Origin of the sequence: Chimaeribacter coloradensis, from assembly GCF_002858715.1 — a bacterium.
In the GTDB taxonomy this organism is placed as follows: Bacteria; Pseudomonadota; Gammaproteobacteria; order Enterobacterales; family Enterobacteriaceae; genus Chimaeribacter; species Chimaeribacter coloradensis.
This window is the reverse complement of the sequence record NZ_PJZH01000006.1, coordinates 19,600-34,111: the sequence shown is the minus strand read 5'-3', so window position 1 is coordinate 34,111 and position 14,512 is coordinate 19,600. Positions and strand designations below refer to the sequence as shown.

Annotated in this window: 15 protein-coding genes; 8 read left to right on the top strand and 7 right to left on the bottom strand. The window is 62.9% G+C overall.

From position 1 onward, the window contains the following. Positions 1–73: 73 nt before the first annotated feature. Positions 74–796, top strand: coding sequence for a 2-phosphosulfolactate phosphatase (locus CYR32_RS08630; RefSeq protein ID WP_101823990.1), 723 nt, complete (start codon positions 74–76; stop codon positions 794–796). Positions 797–1,022: 226 nt separating this feature from the next. On the opposite strand, the gene CYR32_RS08625 is transcribed toward CYR32_RS08630, so the two are convergent. Next, on the bottom strand, positions 1,023–1,784 hold the full coding sequence (locus CYR32_RS08625) for an SDR family NAD(P)-dependent oxidoreductase (protein ID WP_101823989.1): 762 nt from the start codon (positions 1,782–1,784) through the stop codon (positions 1,023–1,025). A 135-nt stretch (positions 1,785–1,919) separates the two neighbouring features. Here CYR32_RS08625 and CYR32_RS08620 point away from each other — a divergent pair, with 135 nt between their 5' ends. The 4 genes from CYR32_RS08620 (at position 1,920) to CYR32_RS08605 (ending at position 5,829) form a co-directional block, all read left to right on the top strand. Next, positions 1,920–2,816: an AraC family transcriptional regulator gene (locus tag CYR32_RS08620; RefSeq protein WP_101823988.1), complete on the top strand. Its 897-nt coding sequence runs from the start codon at positions 1,920–1,922 to the stop codon at positions 2,814–2,816. A gap of 213 nt (positions 2,817–3,029) precedes the next feature. Continuing rightward, the gene (locus tag CYR32_RS08615) at positions 3,030–4,037 is read left to right on the top strand and encodes an ABC transporter substrate-binding protein (protein WP_165698207.1); all 1,008 of its coding nucleotides are present in this window, start codon (positions 3,030–3,032) and stop codon (positions 4,035–4,037) included. After that, positions 4,037–5,074, top strand: coding sequence for a FecCD family ABC transporter permease (locus tag CYR32_RS08610; protein ID WP_101823987.1), 1,038 nt, complete (start codon positions 4,037–4,039; stop codon positions 5,072–5,074). Before CYR32_RS08615 ends, CYR32_RS08610 begins: the two co-directional genes overlap by 1 nt. Further along, positions 5,071–5,829 carry an ABC transporter ATP-binding protein gene (locus CYR32_RS08605; RefSeq protein WP_101823986.1) on the top strand — a complete coding sequence of 253 codons (759 nt, stop codon included), beginning with the start codon at positions 5,071–5,073 and terminating at the stop codon, positions 5,827–5,829. Before CYR32_RS08610 ends, CYR32_RS08605 begins: the two co-directional genes overlap by 4 nt. A 64-nt stretch (positions 5,830–5,893) precedes the next feature. Here CYR32_RS08605 and CYR32_RS08600 read toward each other — a convergent pair whose 3' ends face one another. Further along, positions 5,894–6,496, bottom strand: coding sequence for a helix-turn-helix domain-containing protein (locus CYR32_RS08600; protein ID WP_101823985.1), 603 nt, complete (start codon positions 6,494–6,496; stop codon positions 5,894–5,896). Positions 6,497–6,539: 43 nt separating this feature from the next. Here CYR32_RS08600 and CYR32_RS08595 point away from each other — a divergent pair, with 43 nt between their 5' ends. After that, on the top strand, positions 6,540–7,241 hold the full coding sequence (locus CYR32_RS08595) for a B3/B4 domain-containing protein (protein WP_101823984.1): 702 nt from the start codon (positions 6,540–6,542) through the stop codon (positions 7,239–7,241). Between the two features lie 110 nt (positions 7,242–7,351). Continuing rightward, positions 7,352–7,651 (top strand): putative quinol monooxygenase, encoded by a 300-nt coding sequence (locus CYR32_RS08590; protein ID WP_101823983.1) that lies wholly within the window; start codon positions 7,352–7,354, stop codon positions 7,649–7,651. Between the two features lie 44 nt (positions 7,652–7,695). On the opposite strand, the gene CYR32_RS08585 is transcribed toward CYR32_RS08590, so the two are convergent. Beyond that, positions 7,696–7,995: a hypothetical protein gene (locus CYR32_RS08585; RefSeq protein WP_101823982.1), complete on the bottom strand. Its 300-nt coding sequence runs from the start codon at positions 7,993–7,995 to the stop codon at positions 7,696–7,698. A 169-nt stretch (positions 7,996–8,164) separates the two neighbouring features. On the opposite strand from CYR32_RS08585, the gene tolA reads away from it, so the two are divergent. Then, the gene (tolA, locus tag CYR32_RS08580; protein WP_165698206.1) at positions 8,165–8,572 is read left to right on the top strand and encodes a cell envelope integrity protein TolA; all 408 of its coding nucleotides are present in this window, start codon (positions 8,165–8,167) and stop codon (positions 8,570–8,572) included. Positions 8,573–8,643: 71 nt separating this feature from the next. Here the strand turns inward: tolA and treY are convergent, their stop codons facing one another. The 4 genes from treY to CYR32_RS08560 all read right to left on the bottom strand — a co-directional run bounded on the left by treY (position 8,644) and on the right by CYR32_RS08560 (position 14,473). Continuing rightward, positions 8,644–11,172 (bottom strand): malto-oligosyltrehalose synthase, encoded by a 2,529-nt coding sequence (treY, locus tag CYR32_RS08575; RefSeq protein WP_101823980.1) that lies wholly within the window; start codon positions 11,170–11,172, stop codon positions 8,644–8,646. Then, a complete protein-coding gene (gene treZ / locus CYR32_RS08570; RefSeq protein ID WP_101823979.1) occupies positions 11,169–12,959 on the bottom strand; it encodes a malto-oligosyltrehalose trehalohydrolase in 1,791 nt (596 codons plus the stop codon). Before treZ ends, treY begins: the two co-directional genes overlap by 4 nt. Before the next feature lie 251 nt (positions 12,960–13,210). Next, the gene (locus tag CYR32_RS08565) at positions 13,211–13,453 is read right to left on the bottom strand and encodes a hypothetical protein (protein WP_101823978.1); all 243 of its coding nucleotides are present in this window, start codon (positions 13,451–13,453) and stop codon (positions 13,211–13,213) included. A 96-nt stretch (positions 13,454–13,549) separates the two neighbouring features. Further along, the gene (locus tag CYR32_RS08560; protein WP_101823977.1) at positions 13,550–14,473 is read right to left on the bottom strand and encodes a sugar phosphate isomerase/epimerase family protein; all 924 of its coding nucleotides are present in this window, start codon (positions 14,471–14,473) and stop codon (positions 13,550–13,552) included. Positions 14,474–14,512: the final 39 nt, after the last annotated feature.

Below are 14,512 nucleotides of genomic sequence, written 5' to 3'. Positions count from 1 at the left end.
AAAAGCCTGCGGGTTATGACAGAATGAAAGCGTATTAGAGATAGCGCATACAACCTGAAGCGGGGGAAACGTAATGACATGGTTCAGCCAAAACCGATTTGACGTTCGTCTTGAATGGGGGCTGCCTGCGGTGGAGTACCTTGCCGGTGAGGCGGATTGCGCTGTGATTGTGGACGTGATGTCATTTTCCACCTGCGTCAGCCTGGCCGTTGATAACGGCGCGCGGATCTATCCCTATCCGTGGAAAGAGGCCTCAGCGCAGGCGTATGGCCGGCAGATGGGAGCCTTCACCGCCAGCGCAGAGCGGCGCTTTACGGGCGAAGGGTATAGCCTGTCACCGGCCTCCATCCGGCGGTTAAGCGCAGGGGATCGACTGGTGCTCCCTTCGCCCAATGGTTCTGCGGTGTCATTCAGGGCGCGGGAAAAAGTGCCTGCCGTGTTCAGCGGCTGTTTCCGGAACCTTGCTGCGACGGCCGAGGCGTGCCGGGCGTATAAACGCATCCTGCTTATCCCATGCGGGGAGCGATGGCCGGACGGCATCCTGCGCCCCGCCGTCGAAGATTATGTCGCCGCGGGCGGTATCATCGCGGCGCTGGGGCGTGAACATTCCTCCCCGGAGGCGCAGGCCGCCGCAGCGGCCTACCACGCCCACCGGCAACAGGCGCTGCGGCAGTTGCGCGAATGCGCCTCCGCTGTTGAGCTCCGGGAGCGCGGTTTTGAGGAGGACATCGCCCTGTGCCTGGAGGAAAATGCCGGTATCCGGGCATGCAGGCTGCACGGGGCATATTATGGGTGACCCGGTGTTTACCTTACTGAATGAAGGAAAAACAGGGTGACGTTGTCACGCCGCCCTGTGGTTTCCCCCGGTCAGGGAAAAAAGCGAAGGCTAATTATTCATATCTCCTATCATTAATTACAACATACTTTATTCGCTAATTATTTCACTTAACCATTGTGCCGCCTGTGAGCATCAATCCAGGCACGGCCGGAATGGCATCCTGGCCGTGCCGTTTTTGCCTGCGTTATAAAAACATACCGCCTGATGCCTCGATGCGCTGGGCATTGACCCAGCGGCCCGCGTCAGAGAGCAGGGCGGCGATCAGCGGCCCGATGTCCTCCGGTACGCCCGCCCGGCCGAGTGCCGTTGCACCCGCGACAAAGGCGTTAACCTCCGGGTTGTCGCGCACCCTGCCGCCGCTGAAATCGGTCTGGATGGCACCCGGCGCCACGGTGTTCACGGCGATCTGCCTCGGCCCCAGCTCTTGCGCCTGATAGCGCGTCAGCACCTCCAGTGCGCCTTTCAGGGCCGCATAGGGGCCGCTCTGCGGCACACAGAAACGGGTCAGGCCGCTGGAGATGTTCACTATCCTCCCGCCGTCATTGATCAGCGGCAACAGCGTTTGCGTCAGGAAAAACACCCCTTTGAAATTCACCGCAAACAGCCGGTCAAGCTCCTGCTCCGTGGTCTGCGCCAGCGTATTGTGGTGCGCGATGCCGGCATTGTTCACCAGATAATCGATGCGGTCTGCGCCCCACTCCGCGAGCGCCTGCTGCACCGACACCGCAAATGCGCCGAAGGTGTCGCAGGCTCCCGTATCCAGGGGCAGGGCGACGGCGCGGGCACCGGCCTGCCGGGCGGCATCTGTGACGTTTAACGCCTCGTCATGCCGGGTGTGGTAAGTAAAAAGGCTCGGTATACCGCGGGCGGCCAGCGCCAGGACGGTGCTGCGGCCCAGGCCCCGGCTGCCGCCGGTGACCAGTGCAATAGGGGGTGTATTAAGCATGGCTGTTCTCCGAATCAGGGGAAGGCTTACTCTATGCCCGCCTGCCGGGCGGCGTAATACCTGAACCTGCCTGGTTCTTGCCTGATCCTGCCCGGCGTGGTACTTCCTCTGTACGGCACCGCAACAGGAGTAAAGATGCAGGCACTGGATAACTTACGGGCAACGCTTTGCACACAGATCGCCCGGATGGGCGGCCACAGCCCGTTCTATACCGCCATTGAAGGCATGATATTGCTGCAGGCAAAAACCGAGCGGCACCCCACGCACCTGCTCCACAAACCTGCGCTCTGTATCGTGGTGCAGGGGGAGAAGTGGACGGCGTTTGGTGAGCGGAAGCTGACCTACCGCGCCGGTCAGGCGATGGTGGTGGGCCTGGAGATGCCGGGCACCAGCCAGGTGGTGGAAGGGGATGACGCCTCGCCCTATTTAAGCATGGTGCTGGCGCTGGACCAGGCCATTATGCGCGAGGTCGCTGAAACGCTTCCTGCGCCGCTGCCCCCGCCACCGCAAGACAGGGGTGCCGTTGTGGTCGATCTTGATGCACCGCTGCTGGCGTGCGCGGCCCGCGCCCTGAGCCTGCTGGACACGCCCGGCGCAATCCCGCTGCTCTATCCGGGCATTATGAGGGAGATCGGCTACTGGTTGCTGAGCGGGCCAGAGGGCAGTGCGCTGGCGCAGCAGATCGCCGGGACGGTGCCGCAGCGCCGGATGGCCGGGGCGCTCCATGCCCTGCGGACGCAGTTTGCCGGGCCGCTGCGCGTCAGCGATCTGGCGGCCATCGCCGGTCTCAGCGCCTCGGCGTTTCACCGCCATTTTAAGGCGCTGACCGGCATGACGCCGCTCAACTTCCAGAAACAGCTTCGCCTGATGGAGGCGCGGCGGCTGATGCTGGCCGGGCCGCTCTCCGCGGAGTCCGCGGCGTTTGCCGTGGGTTATGCCAGCGCATCGCAGTTCAGCCGCGAATATGCCCGCCTGTTCGGTGCGCCGCCCCGGCGTGACATCACCCGTCTGCACACGCCCACCCGGCGGTAAAAAGGTGACCGGCAGTAAACTATCACGCTGATTGACAAGCCTGTAACAGAAACGTATAAAACTGAGCGATAATAATGATTTTCATTTACATCCTCTCGGATTCTGTTTCTTTGCGCTCGTCAGCCTTTGCCCGGGCAGGAGGCAGGAGAGGGGGCGCGATGAAAATTCCCTTCCCGCCATCTGCCCCTCTGAGGCTGCAAACAGACCGTATCGATGAAAACGCTGAAAACCCTTTTTACCCTGTGTTGTGTCGCGCTGTGTTTTGCCAACCCCGTTTCCGCCACCACCTATCCGCTGACGCTGAAAAACTGCGGCTACACCATGACCTTTACCCAGCCGCCCCAGCGTGCCGTGGCATTGGGGCAGAACACCGCGGAAATCATGCTGCTGCTGGGCCTGGAGGATAAGCTGGCCGCCACCGCCTTCTGGCCAACCCACGTGCTGCCGGAACTGGCCGGCCAGAACGCCCGGGTCAAACTGCTGACGGTGGAGATCCCGACGCTGGAGTCGATCCTGGCGACCAACCCCGATTTCGTGGCGGCCCAGCTCCCGTTGCTGCTGGGGCCGGACAGCAAAGTGGCAAAACGGGAGGATTTCACCTCGCTGGGGGTGAACAGCTACCTCTCGCCCGGCATGTGCGCCACGAAAAAAGATACCGGCGACATCTATGGCAGCCGCGGCCAGCTCTGGGACATGTCACTGCTGTATGAAGAGATCGCGGACATGGCGGCGATCTTCGATGTGCAGGCGCGCGGTGAGGCGCTGATTGAAAACTTCAGACAGCGTGAGGCGGCCCTGAGGAAAAAATTCGCCGGTGCGCAGGGAAACCCGTCGTTTTTGTTCTGGTTCTCCAGCGCGTCGCCCTCGTCTGACGCCTATGTCGGCGGGAAAAACAGCGCCTCCGGGTTTATCGCCAATGTGCTTGGCGGGCATAACGCCATCACCTCCGCCACCGAGTGGCCGACCGTAAGCTGGGAGAGCATTATCGCCGCCAACCCGGATGTGATTGTGGTCGCCAGCCTCGATCGCAACCGCTGGGCGCTGGACAAGGCCGACGAGAAAGTAAAATTCCTGAAAAGCGACCCTGCGGTCAGCCAGCTTGAGGCGGTGAAAAAAGGGCACATTTTTGTCATGGACGGGCAGGCGATGAACCCCACGATCCGCACCCTTCGCGGTGCAGAGCAGGTGGCCGCGCAGCTGGAAAAGTCAGGGCTTAACTGATGTCGACAGTGTATTTACCCCCCCGCCTGTTTAAACGGGCAACGCTGTCACTGGCGGCCCTGGCGCTGCTGGTGCTGATGGTCGGTGTGGCGGTGGGGGTCGGCGAATTGCCGATCCCGCTACAGACCACGTTCGATTCCATCAGCAACAAGCTGGGGCTGAGCGCCGTGCCGGTTAACCGCATCCATGAAACGGTGATCTGGGACTTCCGCCTGAGCCGCGCCCTGGTGGCCGCCTGCAGCGGGGCCGGGCTGGCCCTCTGTGGCGTGGTGCTGCAATGCCTGCTGAAAAACGCCCTCGCCGAGCCTTATGTGCTTGGGGTGTCGGCGGGCGCGTCGGCCGGGGCCGTCTCCGTGGTGGTGCTGGGGCTGGGCACCGGGGCGGTGTCGCTCTCTGCCGGGGCTTTTACCGGGGCCTTTGCGGCCTTTGTGTTTGTGGCACTGCTGACCAACGGCGCACGGGGCGGCAGTGAGCGCACCATTCTGGCCGGTGTGGCCGCGTCCCAGCTGTTTAACGCCGTCACCGCCTATATCATCAGCACCTCGGCCAATGCGCAGCAGGCCAGGGACGTGATGTTCTGGCTGCTGGGCAGTTTCAGCGGCGTGCGCTGGCCGGAATTCAGCCTGGTGCTGACGGTGGTGTTGCTGGGGCTGGCGGTCTGCCTCTGGTATGCCAAAGCGCTGGATGCCTTCACCTTTGGTGAGGACGCCGCCGCCTCGCTGGGGATCCCGGTGGGGCCGATCCGCCTGATCCTCTTTTCCATCACCGCCCTGATGGCGGCGACCATCGTCAGCATGGCCGGCTCTATCGGCTTTGTCGGGCTGGTGGTGCCGCACGTGATGCGCTACTTTTTCGGCCCGCTGCACCGCCCGTTGCTGCTGGCGAGTGCGGTGGCGGGCGCGCTGTTTATGATGCTGGCTGACATCGTCTCCCGCACGGCGATCGCCCCGCAGACCCTGCCGGTCGGCGTGGTCACCTCCCTGGTGGGCGTGCCGTTTTTCGCCGTAATCCTCTACCGTGCCAGGAGAAGCGCATGACCCTCAGTGCCAAAAACATCACCTGGCGGATCGGCAAAAAAGTGATTGTTGACGATGTGTCGCTCGAGGTGGCCCAGGGCGAAACCCTTGGCCTGCTTGGGCCGAATGGATCGGGGAAATCCTCCCTGCTGCGTATTCTGGCGGGCCTGCGCCGCCCGGATCATGGCCAGGTGCTGCTGGACGGCGCAGAGATCGCCGCGATGGGCAAGAAACGGGTTGCCCGGCGCGTGGCGTTTGTTGAGCAACACGGTGCCACGGACGCCAACATCCGGGTGGAGGATGTGGTGAAACTGGGCCGGACGCCGCACCATTCACCGTTTTCCTCCTGGACCACGGCGGATGACCGCATTGTCAGTGAGGCGCTGGCGCGGGTGGAGATGGCTGACCGGCGCGGGCAGGGCTGGCAAAGCCTCTCCGGCGGGGAGCGCCAGCGGGTGCACATCGCCCGGGCGCTGGCACAGTCACCGCAGGAGATTTTGCTTGATGAGCCGACCAACCACCTGGATATCCACCACCAAATCCAGCTGATGCGCCTGATCAGCACCCTGCCGGTGACCAGCATCGTGGCCATCCACGACCTGAACCATGCGGCGATGTTCTGTGACACCCTGGTGGTGATGCAGCACGGCCGCATCGTGGCGCGGGGCACGCCTGAGGCGGTGCTGACCGAAACGCTGCTGGCGGATGTGTTTAAGGTAGAGACGCGGATCGAGACCTCTCCCTATCACGGGAAAAAGCATATCCACTTCCTGTGACTTTTCCCTGACGCACCGGCCGGTGCGTCAGGCGCTTCCCGCCCTTATCTGACCCTTTCCCCCGTCACGTGTGCCGTTCGGTCACGCTCATGGTAAACCGCAGCGGCTGGTCGCCGTGGCTGGCGTACTGATGGGGGCAGTCGGTTTTCGCCACCGCGGCGCACCCGGCGGTGATCAGGAGCCGGCTCTCGCCCACCTGCAGCGCCAGCGTGCCCTGTTCCACGTGGAACAGCTCCACCGTCCCGGCCGGGTGGCCGGGGGAGGCAAAGCGCTCGCCGGGGAACATCTCCCAGCGCCATAGCTCGATCATGTCCGGCCCCTGGGTACCCGCCAGCAGGCGCGCGCTGCCCCCGGCCTCGCCGTGCCACAGTACCGGCATCTCCTCCGGTGTGATCAGGTGCGCTGCCGGGGTATCTGCGACGTCCACAATCTCCGCCACCGACAGGCCAAGGGCCGCCGCCAGTTTGCACAAGATGGCGATGCTGGGGTTGGCGCTGCCTTTTTCGATCTCCACCAGCATCCCTTTACTGACCCCGGCCCGGCGTGACAGCTCATCCAGCGAGAGTTTGCGGCTTTTCCGGTGGGTTTTTAAGCGGCGCGATACCGCCTCACTGACCTGCTGCACGTCGGCACCCGGCCCGGTCGTTTTATTGACTTTTTCGGTCATCGGTCATTATCATATAATAAATTAGTCACTACAGGATTATCCGATGTTTACTGTCCAACCGTCAATCGATCCCGTCCTGGCCGGTATCGCGCCCGGTTTCCGCGCCCTGAGCATCACCGTTGAGGCCGCGCCCCTGCTGCACCCGCATATCGCGGAGGCTGCGCTGGCGGAAGCTTGCGTGTCGGTCGCCGCCGGGGACGCGCCCTGGGCTGACGCGCATCTCGCTGCCTGGGCGGTCGTCTTCACGCGTTTTGGCGCAAAGCCGAAACGCACCCCCTGTTCCGCAGAGGCGCTGCGCAAACGCGTACAGCGTGACGGCACGCTGCCGGGCATCGACCCGGTGGTCGATCTCTACAACGCCGTGAGCATCCGTTATGCGATCCCGGTGGGCGGGGAGAACATCGCGGCCTACCACGGCGCACCGCGCCTGACGGTGGCCGACGGCACCGAGCTTTTTGACACTATAAAAGAGGGCTCGCCTGCCCATGAATCCCCGGAACCGGGCGAGGTGATCTGGCGGGATGACACCGGCGTCACCTGCCGCCGCTGGAACTGGCGGCAGGGCGTGCGCACCCGGCTGGGTGCAGAGGCCACCCGGATGTGGTTTATCCTGGAGAGCCTGCCGGAGATGCCGCTGGAGGCGTTGCAGGCGGCGGGCGGGATGCTTGTCACCGGGCTGCAGCAGATGATGCCCGGCGCGGTGGTGGAAAAACAGCTGATCGGCTTTGCGCAGCCCGATGCGTGACGCCGTCACGCCTGCAAGCTCAATAAGATAAGCAGCAACGGCAAGATGCTGCTTTACTGTAGGGGTGTTGTTATTGATTTTGGACGATTTGTTAACCAGAGGAGAATCCCATGACAGTACCGGTTGTTGCCATTTTTGAAGTCAACGTTGGCGCAGAAGAGACAGTCGAGGCGCTGTTCCGCAGCGTGATTGAAACCACGCTGGCTGAAGAGGGGTGCATCACTTATCAGCTGAACCGCGACACCGAAAACCCGCGCCGCTTTGTCTGGACAGAAGAGTGGGCCAGCCGCGAGCTGCTGCAAAAACACCTGGAAGCGCCGCACATCACGGCACTGTTTGAGGCACTGCCGCAACACCTGACCAGCTCCGAGGTCATGGTGCTGTCACCGCTGGCCGGCGGCAAAGCCTGAGTCTTCCCGGTAAGCCCGGTTCGCCGGGCTTGCTGGTGTTTTTCTTAACGCCTGCCGCGCACCACCGACGCTGACCAGTTAAAATCACCGACTTCGCTGGCCGTCAGTGCCGAAGGTTTTTTCTTGCGTACCGGCTTTTTCGCCGCGTTGGCTTTCTCTTTCGCCTGCTTCTCGGCCATGACCGTTTCCCGCGCCTCGGCGATAAGCCCTTTCTCTTTCTTGCTGTCCGGGGCGTGCCCGGTACGCAGCAGATGCTTTTGCGTCAGCTCTTTCACCCTCTCCTCCACCGCCAGCCGCTCATCAGCCGTAAACTGATCGATCGAAATCATCTTTTTCTCTTTCATCGCGCGTGCCCTTTTGTGAAGTCGTCAGCCCAGCTTAGAGAATGCCCGCTCGGGTGAGAATAAGAAAGGTAAAAAAATCAGAGATAAGAAATCAGAAATAAAACGGTTCTGGTGCTCATTTCATCTTGTTTTCATGGATAATACCATGATGGTGAAAAAGGAGTTTTACATGAGAATTATCATCTTATCAGTACTGGCTTGTACGATCTTATCCGGCTGCAACCTGCAAGGTTCGCCCCCGCGATCTGCACAAAAGCAGTTAACTACCCCTGTTGAACACCGGACCGCGGTACCACCGGAAATTGAGCGTTATGGTGCGGAGATTTATAAAGCGGTTGCCTATAAATTTTATTCCCCCAAAAAATATAAAGGCCAACGTTGTACCGTCAGGATCAATCTCTCCCCGGAAGGAAAAGTAACAAACGCCTATGTAGAAAACGCCCATGCAGAGCAAAATGATGCTGAACTCTGTAAGGCTGCATTGCTGGCCGTCCAACAGGCGGAGATTCCTGCGCCTCCTTCCACGGCGGTGTGGCAGACATTGAAAAATGTATTTTTGGACTTTGAGCCTAAATAAGCGTTATTAAAAGGATCCCGGCTTACCATAAAACGGGCTGAATGCCGTCACGCATTCAGCCCTGATACTTTTTACAGCCCGATCAGGATCGCGGCGGAGCAGCAATCCAGCGCGCCCAGCGGGATGCGGTCGGTGAGGGCGATCTCCTCGCCGCTGAGGATGTCGCGGTAGCGGCGGTTGGCGAGCCGGGCGGGCAGGAAGATTTCCGTCTCTTCAAAGCGTTGCGCCGGCGGCAGCGGCTGGTTTTGCAGCGCGTTGAGCATCAGGCGCGGGGTCAGCACGATCAGCGCGTCGTCGCCTTCGGTGCGCGCATAGGCGATGACGTTCCGCGCCCAGGTGCCGGTGGCATTGAGCGGCAGGTAGTCCCCCTTGCGGAACAGCACCGGCTTTTCCTGACGCAAACGCAGGGTTTTGGCGATGGCGTGCTGGTTCACCCGGCCGCTCAGCCAGTCCGCTTCCGCGGCCGGTGCCGGGTTGTCATACCCCTCCAGCATCTTCTCCAGCGCGGCGAAATCCGGCTCACGCCGGTTGTCCGGGTCAACCAGGCTGAAGTTCAGCGCCTCACTGCCCTGGTAAATGTCCGGCACGCCCGGTGCCGTCAGCTTCACCACCGTCTGGGTCAGGCTGTTGACCAGCCCGGCGCGGATAAAGGGTTGCAGCGTGCTGACGAAATCCCGCAGGAAGGCCGGGTTCTCCGGCGAAAGCAGCTGGCTGGCGTAGCCGAGCATCGCCTCTTCGTAGGCGTCGTTACTGTCCGCCCAGTCGGTGCGCAGCTTCGCCTCACGCAGCGCTTTCTCCACAAAGGCCAGGAAGCGCGTCTCCAGCGCCTGCAGGCCCGCCGTGTCCCCCGGGGTCAGCCGCACCGGCCAGACCCCGGCCAGCGCCTGGTAGAGCATCCACGCGCCGGCCGCTTTAGGTGCCGGGCCGTCATCCAGCTCTTTGACATGGCCGATGTTCATCTCACGCCAGCGGGCAACGTGCGCTGCCCAGCGATCCGGCGCTTCGGTAAGCGTGTAGAGCCGGGCGCGGGCATCCTCGCCGCGTTTGGTGTCATGGGTGGAGGTGCCGGAGAGCGCATCGGGCTGCTGTTCGCGCCGCGTTTTCATGTCGGCGTGGAAACGCCGGAGCGAGAAGTCACCGGGGATCGGCTCTGCGCCCACTTCGTTCAGCGCCAGCTCCATGTTCTGGCGGAAGAACAGCGTATCCTCGACCGATTTCGCCATCAGCGGGCCGGTGAGCTGCTGGAAGCGGGTGCGGAAGGTGATCGCCTGTTCCAGGACGTCCCCAGAGATCTCACCCGTCAGCAGGCGGATAATAAAGTCGAGCGCCGCCGGGTCGGGCGCGTGCGGCGTGGCCTCGACTTTACCCGCCAGTGTGTGCAGCAGGGCGACGCCCTCCGGCGGCAGCCCGTCGGCGGTGCCGTAGGTGCGGTAGACCGGGAAGGCGATCAGCAGCTCGCGCAGGGCCACGCGCACGGTCTGCTCCTCCAGCGTCTCGTGCGTCGTGGCGGCGATGCCCATGGCGATCCGCAGCAGGGTGGTAAATTCCCCTTCAAAGTTGCGGTTGACCATCAGCAGTTTGGCCGACCGCAGCTCGGCGCGCATATCCACCGGCTTGCCGACCACATCGTCGTAGGCGTGGCGCAGGGCGGTGAGCTTGCTGCCGTCCACCAGCGCATCGGAGAGCGACGCCATAAATTCATAGCCGGTGGTGCCGGAGATCGGCCAGTCTGCCGGGATCTGCTCGCCTTCGCCGAGGATCTTCTCAACGGTGAGGTAGCACGCCGGCCCCACCTCGCGGCGCAGCCGCTCCAGATAGGCTTTCGGGTCAGCCAGGCCGTCCACGTGGTCAACCCGCAACCCGTCCACCGCCCCTGAGTGCACCAGCGCCAGGATCAGCCGGTGGGTATCGTCGAAGACCGCATCCTCCTCGACCCGCACCCCCACCAGACCGGTGATCTCAAAGAAGCGGCGGTAGGAGAGATCACGCGGCGCATCGCGCCAGGACATCAGCCGCCAGGGCTGGCGCGCGTGCAGCTCGGCGATCTGCGTGTTGTCGGTCAGGGCCAGCACCTCCTGCTCGCGGCCTTCCCAGCTCGCCGGGCAGAGCGGGTAGAAGCTCTCATAGTAAGCGAACGCCGGTTTGCCGCTCTGGGGGTCAGGTTTGACGGCGATCTCGCCGTTCTCCAGCACCGCCTCGAAGGTGTCGCCTAAAAACGGCAGCGTCAGCGGGCGTGACCAGTCGATGTCAAAATGCCGGGCGTAGCGGCTCTGTTCACCGTTCTCAATCACGTCGCGCCACCAGGCATTCTCCAGCGAGGCGGCCATATGGTTCGGCACGATGTCGAGGATCAGCCCCAGCCCGGCGGCTTTCAGCGCAGCGACCATGCGGTCAAAGCCTTCCCGGCCGCCGATTGACGGCTCGATCTCATTGGCATCGGTGACGTCGTAACCGTGGGTGGAGTCGGAGGTGGCGGTAAAGATCGGCGAGGCGTAGAGGTGGCTGATGCCGAGCCGTTTCAGGTAGGGCACCAGGCTTGCGACGCGGTCGAACGTCATGCCGTTGCGGAACTGAATCCGGTAGGTTGCGGTGGGTATCATGACTTGGTCTCTCCCTGGGCAAGGCGGACAATAATAGAATGTTGCGGCAGCACGTCGGCTGCGTGTGGCCAGGCGAAGATCGTCTCGCCGGGCAGCGCAGGCAGTGGCTGGGGCGTCTCACCGATGTTCAGCGCCAGCGAGAGCGTGCCTTTCGGGAACGCCCAGCTCACCGCGACGAAGCCTTCGGCGCTTTTCACCACTTTGCCGCTCTCACCGCCGGCCGTGGCCAGCAGCGGTACGATATATTTCCGGCGAAGCGCCAGCAGTTCGCCGGTCAGCGCCAGCCAGGCTTTGCCCTCTTCACTCTCTGGTTTCGCCCAGTCCAGTTTTGATTTCTCAAACGTCTCTCTGGCGTTCGGATCGGGCACATCTTCGCCCTCATGCCCGGCGTGGCCTTCAAACTCTCTGGCGCGGCCTTCCCGCACCGCTTTCGCCAGGTCGCCGTGGAAATCGGTAAAGAACAGGAAAGGGTGGGTCTCGCCATACTCTTCGCCCATAAACAGCAGCGGGATATGCGGCGAGCAGAGCAGCGTCGCCAGCAGCACTTTGGTGCGATCCGCCCCGGCCAGGCTGATCAGCCGGTCACCCTGGGCGCGGTTCCCCACCTGATCGTGGTTCTGGATGAAGTCCACAAACGCCACCGGCGGCTGGCCGGTGCTCTTCACGCCGCGTGCCTCGCCTGAGCGGGGCGTGGTTTCGCCCTGGTAGGCAAACCCTTCCGCCAGCGTCCGGCCCACAAAGGCTTCCGGTTTTTCAGCAAAATCCTGGTAGTAGGCGTGGGTCTCGCCGGTGGCGAAGACGTGCACGGCGTTGTGGAAATCATCGTTCCATTCGCCGGTGAACAGCGGCACGCTGCCGTCTTCGTTACGCGGGTGCAGGAAGATCACGTTGCGGCTGTCTTCGGTGGTGAGGTGAATAGGGCGGCCGGTGATCTCCGCCCGGATGCGCTCGGCGATCTCAATCAGCACATGCTTGTCCGCGCTGTCTTTGATCTGGTCGATGGCGTCGAAACGCAGGCCGTCGAGGTTGTACTCCTGCAGCCAGTAGAGCGGCGCTTCCACAATATAGCGGCGGGCCGCGTCGTTACTGTAGGCGATGCCGGCCCCCCACGGGGTCATGCGATCTTTGTCGAAGAAGTCCGGCGAGAGCAGCGGCAGGTAGTTGCCCTCCGGGCCGAAATGGTTGAGCACGATGTCCAGCACCACCGAGAGGCCGAGGCCGTGCGCGGCATCCACAAAGGCTTTGAAGTCGTCCGGCGTGCCGTAGGCAGAATGGGGCGCATAGAGCAGCACGCCGTCATACCCCCAGCCGCGGTTGCCGCCGAACTGTGACACCGGCAGCACCTCCAGCATGGTGATGCCGAGCGCCGCCAGCCGGGGCAGCTTCTCTATCGCGGCGCGGAAGGTGCCTTCCGGCGTAAAGGTGCCGATGTGCATCTCATAGACCACGCTCTCTTCCCAGGCGCGGCCCGGCCACCCGGGGTGCTGCCAGCGGTAGCGGGCCGGGTCGATCACCAGCGACGGGCCGTTGACATCTGCCTTCTGGGCGCGGGAGGCCGGGTCCGGCACGGTGGTGCCGTCAGCCAGGACAAACTGGTACTCTGCGCCGGGGGCTACCCCGGCTGCCTGATGTTCAAACCAGCCGTCACCGGCCGGAATCATCTCTGCGTCTTCACCGGCAAGCCTGATCGTCACATTTTCCTGACCGGCGGCCCAGAGACGGAAACGAACTGTGTCGGCGGCCACATACTCGGCCCCCCAACTTTTAAGAAATGACTTGGACTCCATTCAATTGCCTCATTTACCCAGAAAATAAAGGACGGCATCGCGCGGTGCGTGTTCCGGATGCCATAACAGATCGCCGGGAACGTGCCGGAGTAAGGGGTGGAACGGTGCCGCAGGTTCCGGCCCAGCGCCTACACGCAGGATAATCATAGACTATGGGGCAGGAAGTGAGGTGACGCCGTCACGGCGCAGCACAGGCGGGGGCGTGGCCCGGACCGGCCGCCGGGAAGGGGCGACCGGGCAATAACGGCCACTCAGTGGTAGGTGACGTCCTGGATATCCTCTTTGTTGTACCCTTCGGAGCGCAGGTGCTGGATCGCTTCCTGAAGCACCTCTTCATCGCTGTAGTTTTTCGGCAGGGTATTTTGCCAGGCGCACTGGCCCTCGAGGCGCTTTTCACCTTTTTCATCAGAAGGTGACGTAAAGATCTTATAGGTCTTGCCCGCATTCTCATCGGCGGCGTAGATCTCAATACGGATGTACTTGGAATCTGGCATTTACGCTCCTTATAAACAGAAAAGTTAAACACAGCTCTGTTTAAACGTAGTTGCCCTTGCCGGTGAAATCAATGTTCTGCCTGCAAGGGCGGGGCGTCAGAAGCCGGTTTCCCGCAGGTAGCGCAGGCTGGCGGTGACGTCCTGCAGGCTGCCTGCGGCGTTGCGCGGATCGCGCTCCTGCTCGATGGTGATCCACCCGTCATAGCCGCGCCGCACCAGCAGGTCATGCACGGCCGCGTAGTCGATCTCCCCCCGGCCCAGCGGGCACATCACCCCTTCGGCGCAGGCGCTGAAGAAATCGGTGCCGCGCGCCAGCACCGACGCAAAGACCCGGCGGTCCACATCCTTGAAGTGCAGGTAATCGATGCGCGGCCAGCATTTATCGAGCCAGGTGACCGGGTCCATCCCGGCGTAGTAGAGGTGGCCGGTGTCGAGGCACAGCCCGGCCAGCTCATGCGGGATCTCGGCCATCAGCATTTCCAGCTCATCGGCGAATTCGATATAGCCCCCGGCATGGGGGTGGACAACCGGGCGCACGCCATACTCTTCCCAGGCCACCCGGCTGATTTCCGCGATATGGCGCATCATGCGTTGCCGGTCAGGCGCCGGCAGCCGGGGCGAGCGGGCGCTCTGCCCGGCGAACCGGGCGCGCTCGTCATGGCCGAAGTCGATGATCACCAGATAGGGCGGCTGCCGCCCCGGCGCACCGGTTTTACGTGCCGTGGGCACCGCCGCCAGCCGGCGGCAGATCCTGTGCGTCAGGGCCAGCAGGTGCGGGAAATGGGCCTCGCTCACCAGGTCGTCAAAAAGGGTGCCCGCCACCAGCGAGAGGCCGTAGCGGTTCAGGGCCGCCGTCAGCACCTGGTCATCCTCAGGCAGGTAACCCACCGGGCCGGACTCAATGCTCTGGTAGCCGGCCTGCGCCGCCTCTTTCAGCACCGTCTCCCAGGCGGGCAGGTGGGGGTTGTCGGGGTCATCCACGCCCCAGCTGCAGGGGGCATTGGCGATAGGCAGGGTCATCGGGCGCTCCTTATCAAAAAGGCCGGGCGGCAGACGCCC

Coding starts and splice junctions, on each gene's coding strand:
- CYR32_RS08560 (WP_101823977.1), bottom strand. CDS start 14,473: ATGACCCTGCCTATCGCCAATGCCCCCTGCAGCTGGGGCGTGGATGAC.
- CYR32_RS08630 (WP_101823990.1), top strand. CDS start 74: ATGACATGGTTCAGCCAAAACCGATTTGACGTTCGTCTTGAATGGGGG.
- CYR32_RS08615 (WP_165698207.1), top strand. CDS start 3,030: ATGAAAACGCTGAAAACCCTTTTTACCCTGTGTTGTGTCGCGCTGTGT.
- CYR32_RS08565 (WP_101823978.1), bottom strand. CDS start 13,453: ATGCCAGATTCCAAGTACATCCGTATTGAGATCTACGCCGCCGATGAG.
- tolA (WP_165698206.1), top strand. CDS start 8,165: ATGAGAATTATCATCTTATCAGTACTGGCTTGTACGATCTTATCCGGC.
- CYR32_RS08595 (WP_101823984.1), top strand. CDS start 6,540: ATGTTTACTGTCCAACCGTCAATCGATCCCGTCCTGGCCGGTATCGCG.
- CYR32_RS08610 (WP_101823987.1), top strand. CDS start 4,037: ATGTCGACAGTGTATTTACCCCCCCGCCTGTTTAAACGGGCAACGCTG.
- CYR32_RS08585 (WP_101823982.1), bottom strand. CDS start 7,995: ATGAAAGAGAAAAAGATGATTTCGATCGATCAGTTTACGGCTGATGAG.
- CYR32_RS08590 (WP_101823983.1), top strand. CDS start 7,352: ATGACAGTACCGGTTGTTGCCATTTTTGAAGTCAACGTTGGCGCAGAA.
- CYR32_RS08605 (WP_101823986.1), top strand. CDS start 5,071: ATGACCCTCAGTGCCAAAAACATCACCTGGCGGATCGGCAAAAAAGTG.
- CYR32_RS08600 (WP_101823985.1), bottom strand. CDS start 6,496: ATGACCGAAAAAGTCAATAAAACGACCGGGCCGGGTGCCGACGTGCAG.
- treY (WP_101823980.1), bottom strand. CDS start 11,172: ATGATACCCACCGCAACCTACCGGATTCAGTTCCGCAACGGCATGACG.
- CYR32_RS08620 (WP_101823988.1), top strand. CDS start 1,920: ATGCAGGCACTGGATAACTTACGGGCAACGCTTTGCACACAGATCGCC.
- treZ (WP_101823979.1), bottom strand. CDS start 12,959: ATGGAGTCCAAGTCATTTCTTAAAAGTTGGGGGGCCGAGTATGTGGCC.
- CYR32_RS08625 (WP_101823989.1), bottom strand. CDS start 1,784: ATGCTTAATACACCCCCTATTGCACTGGTCACCGGCGGCAGCCGGGGC.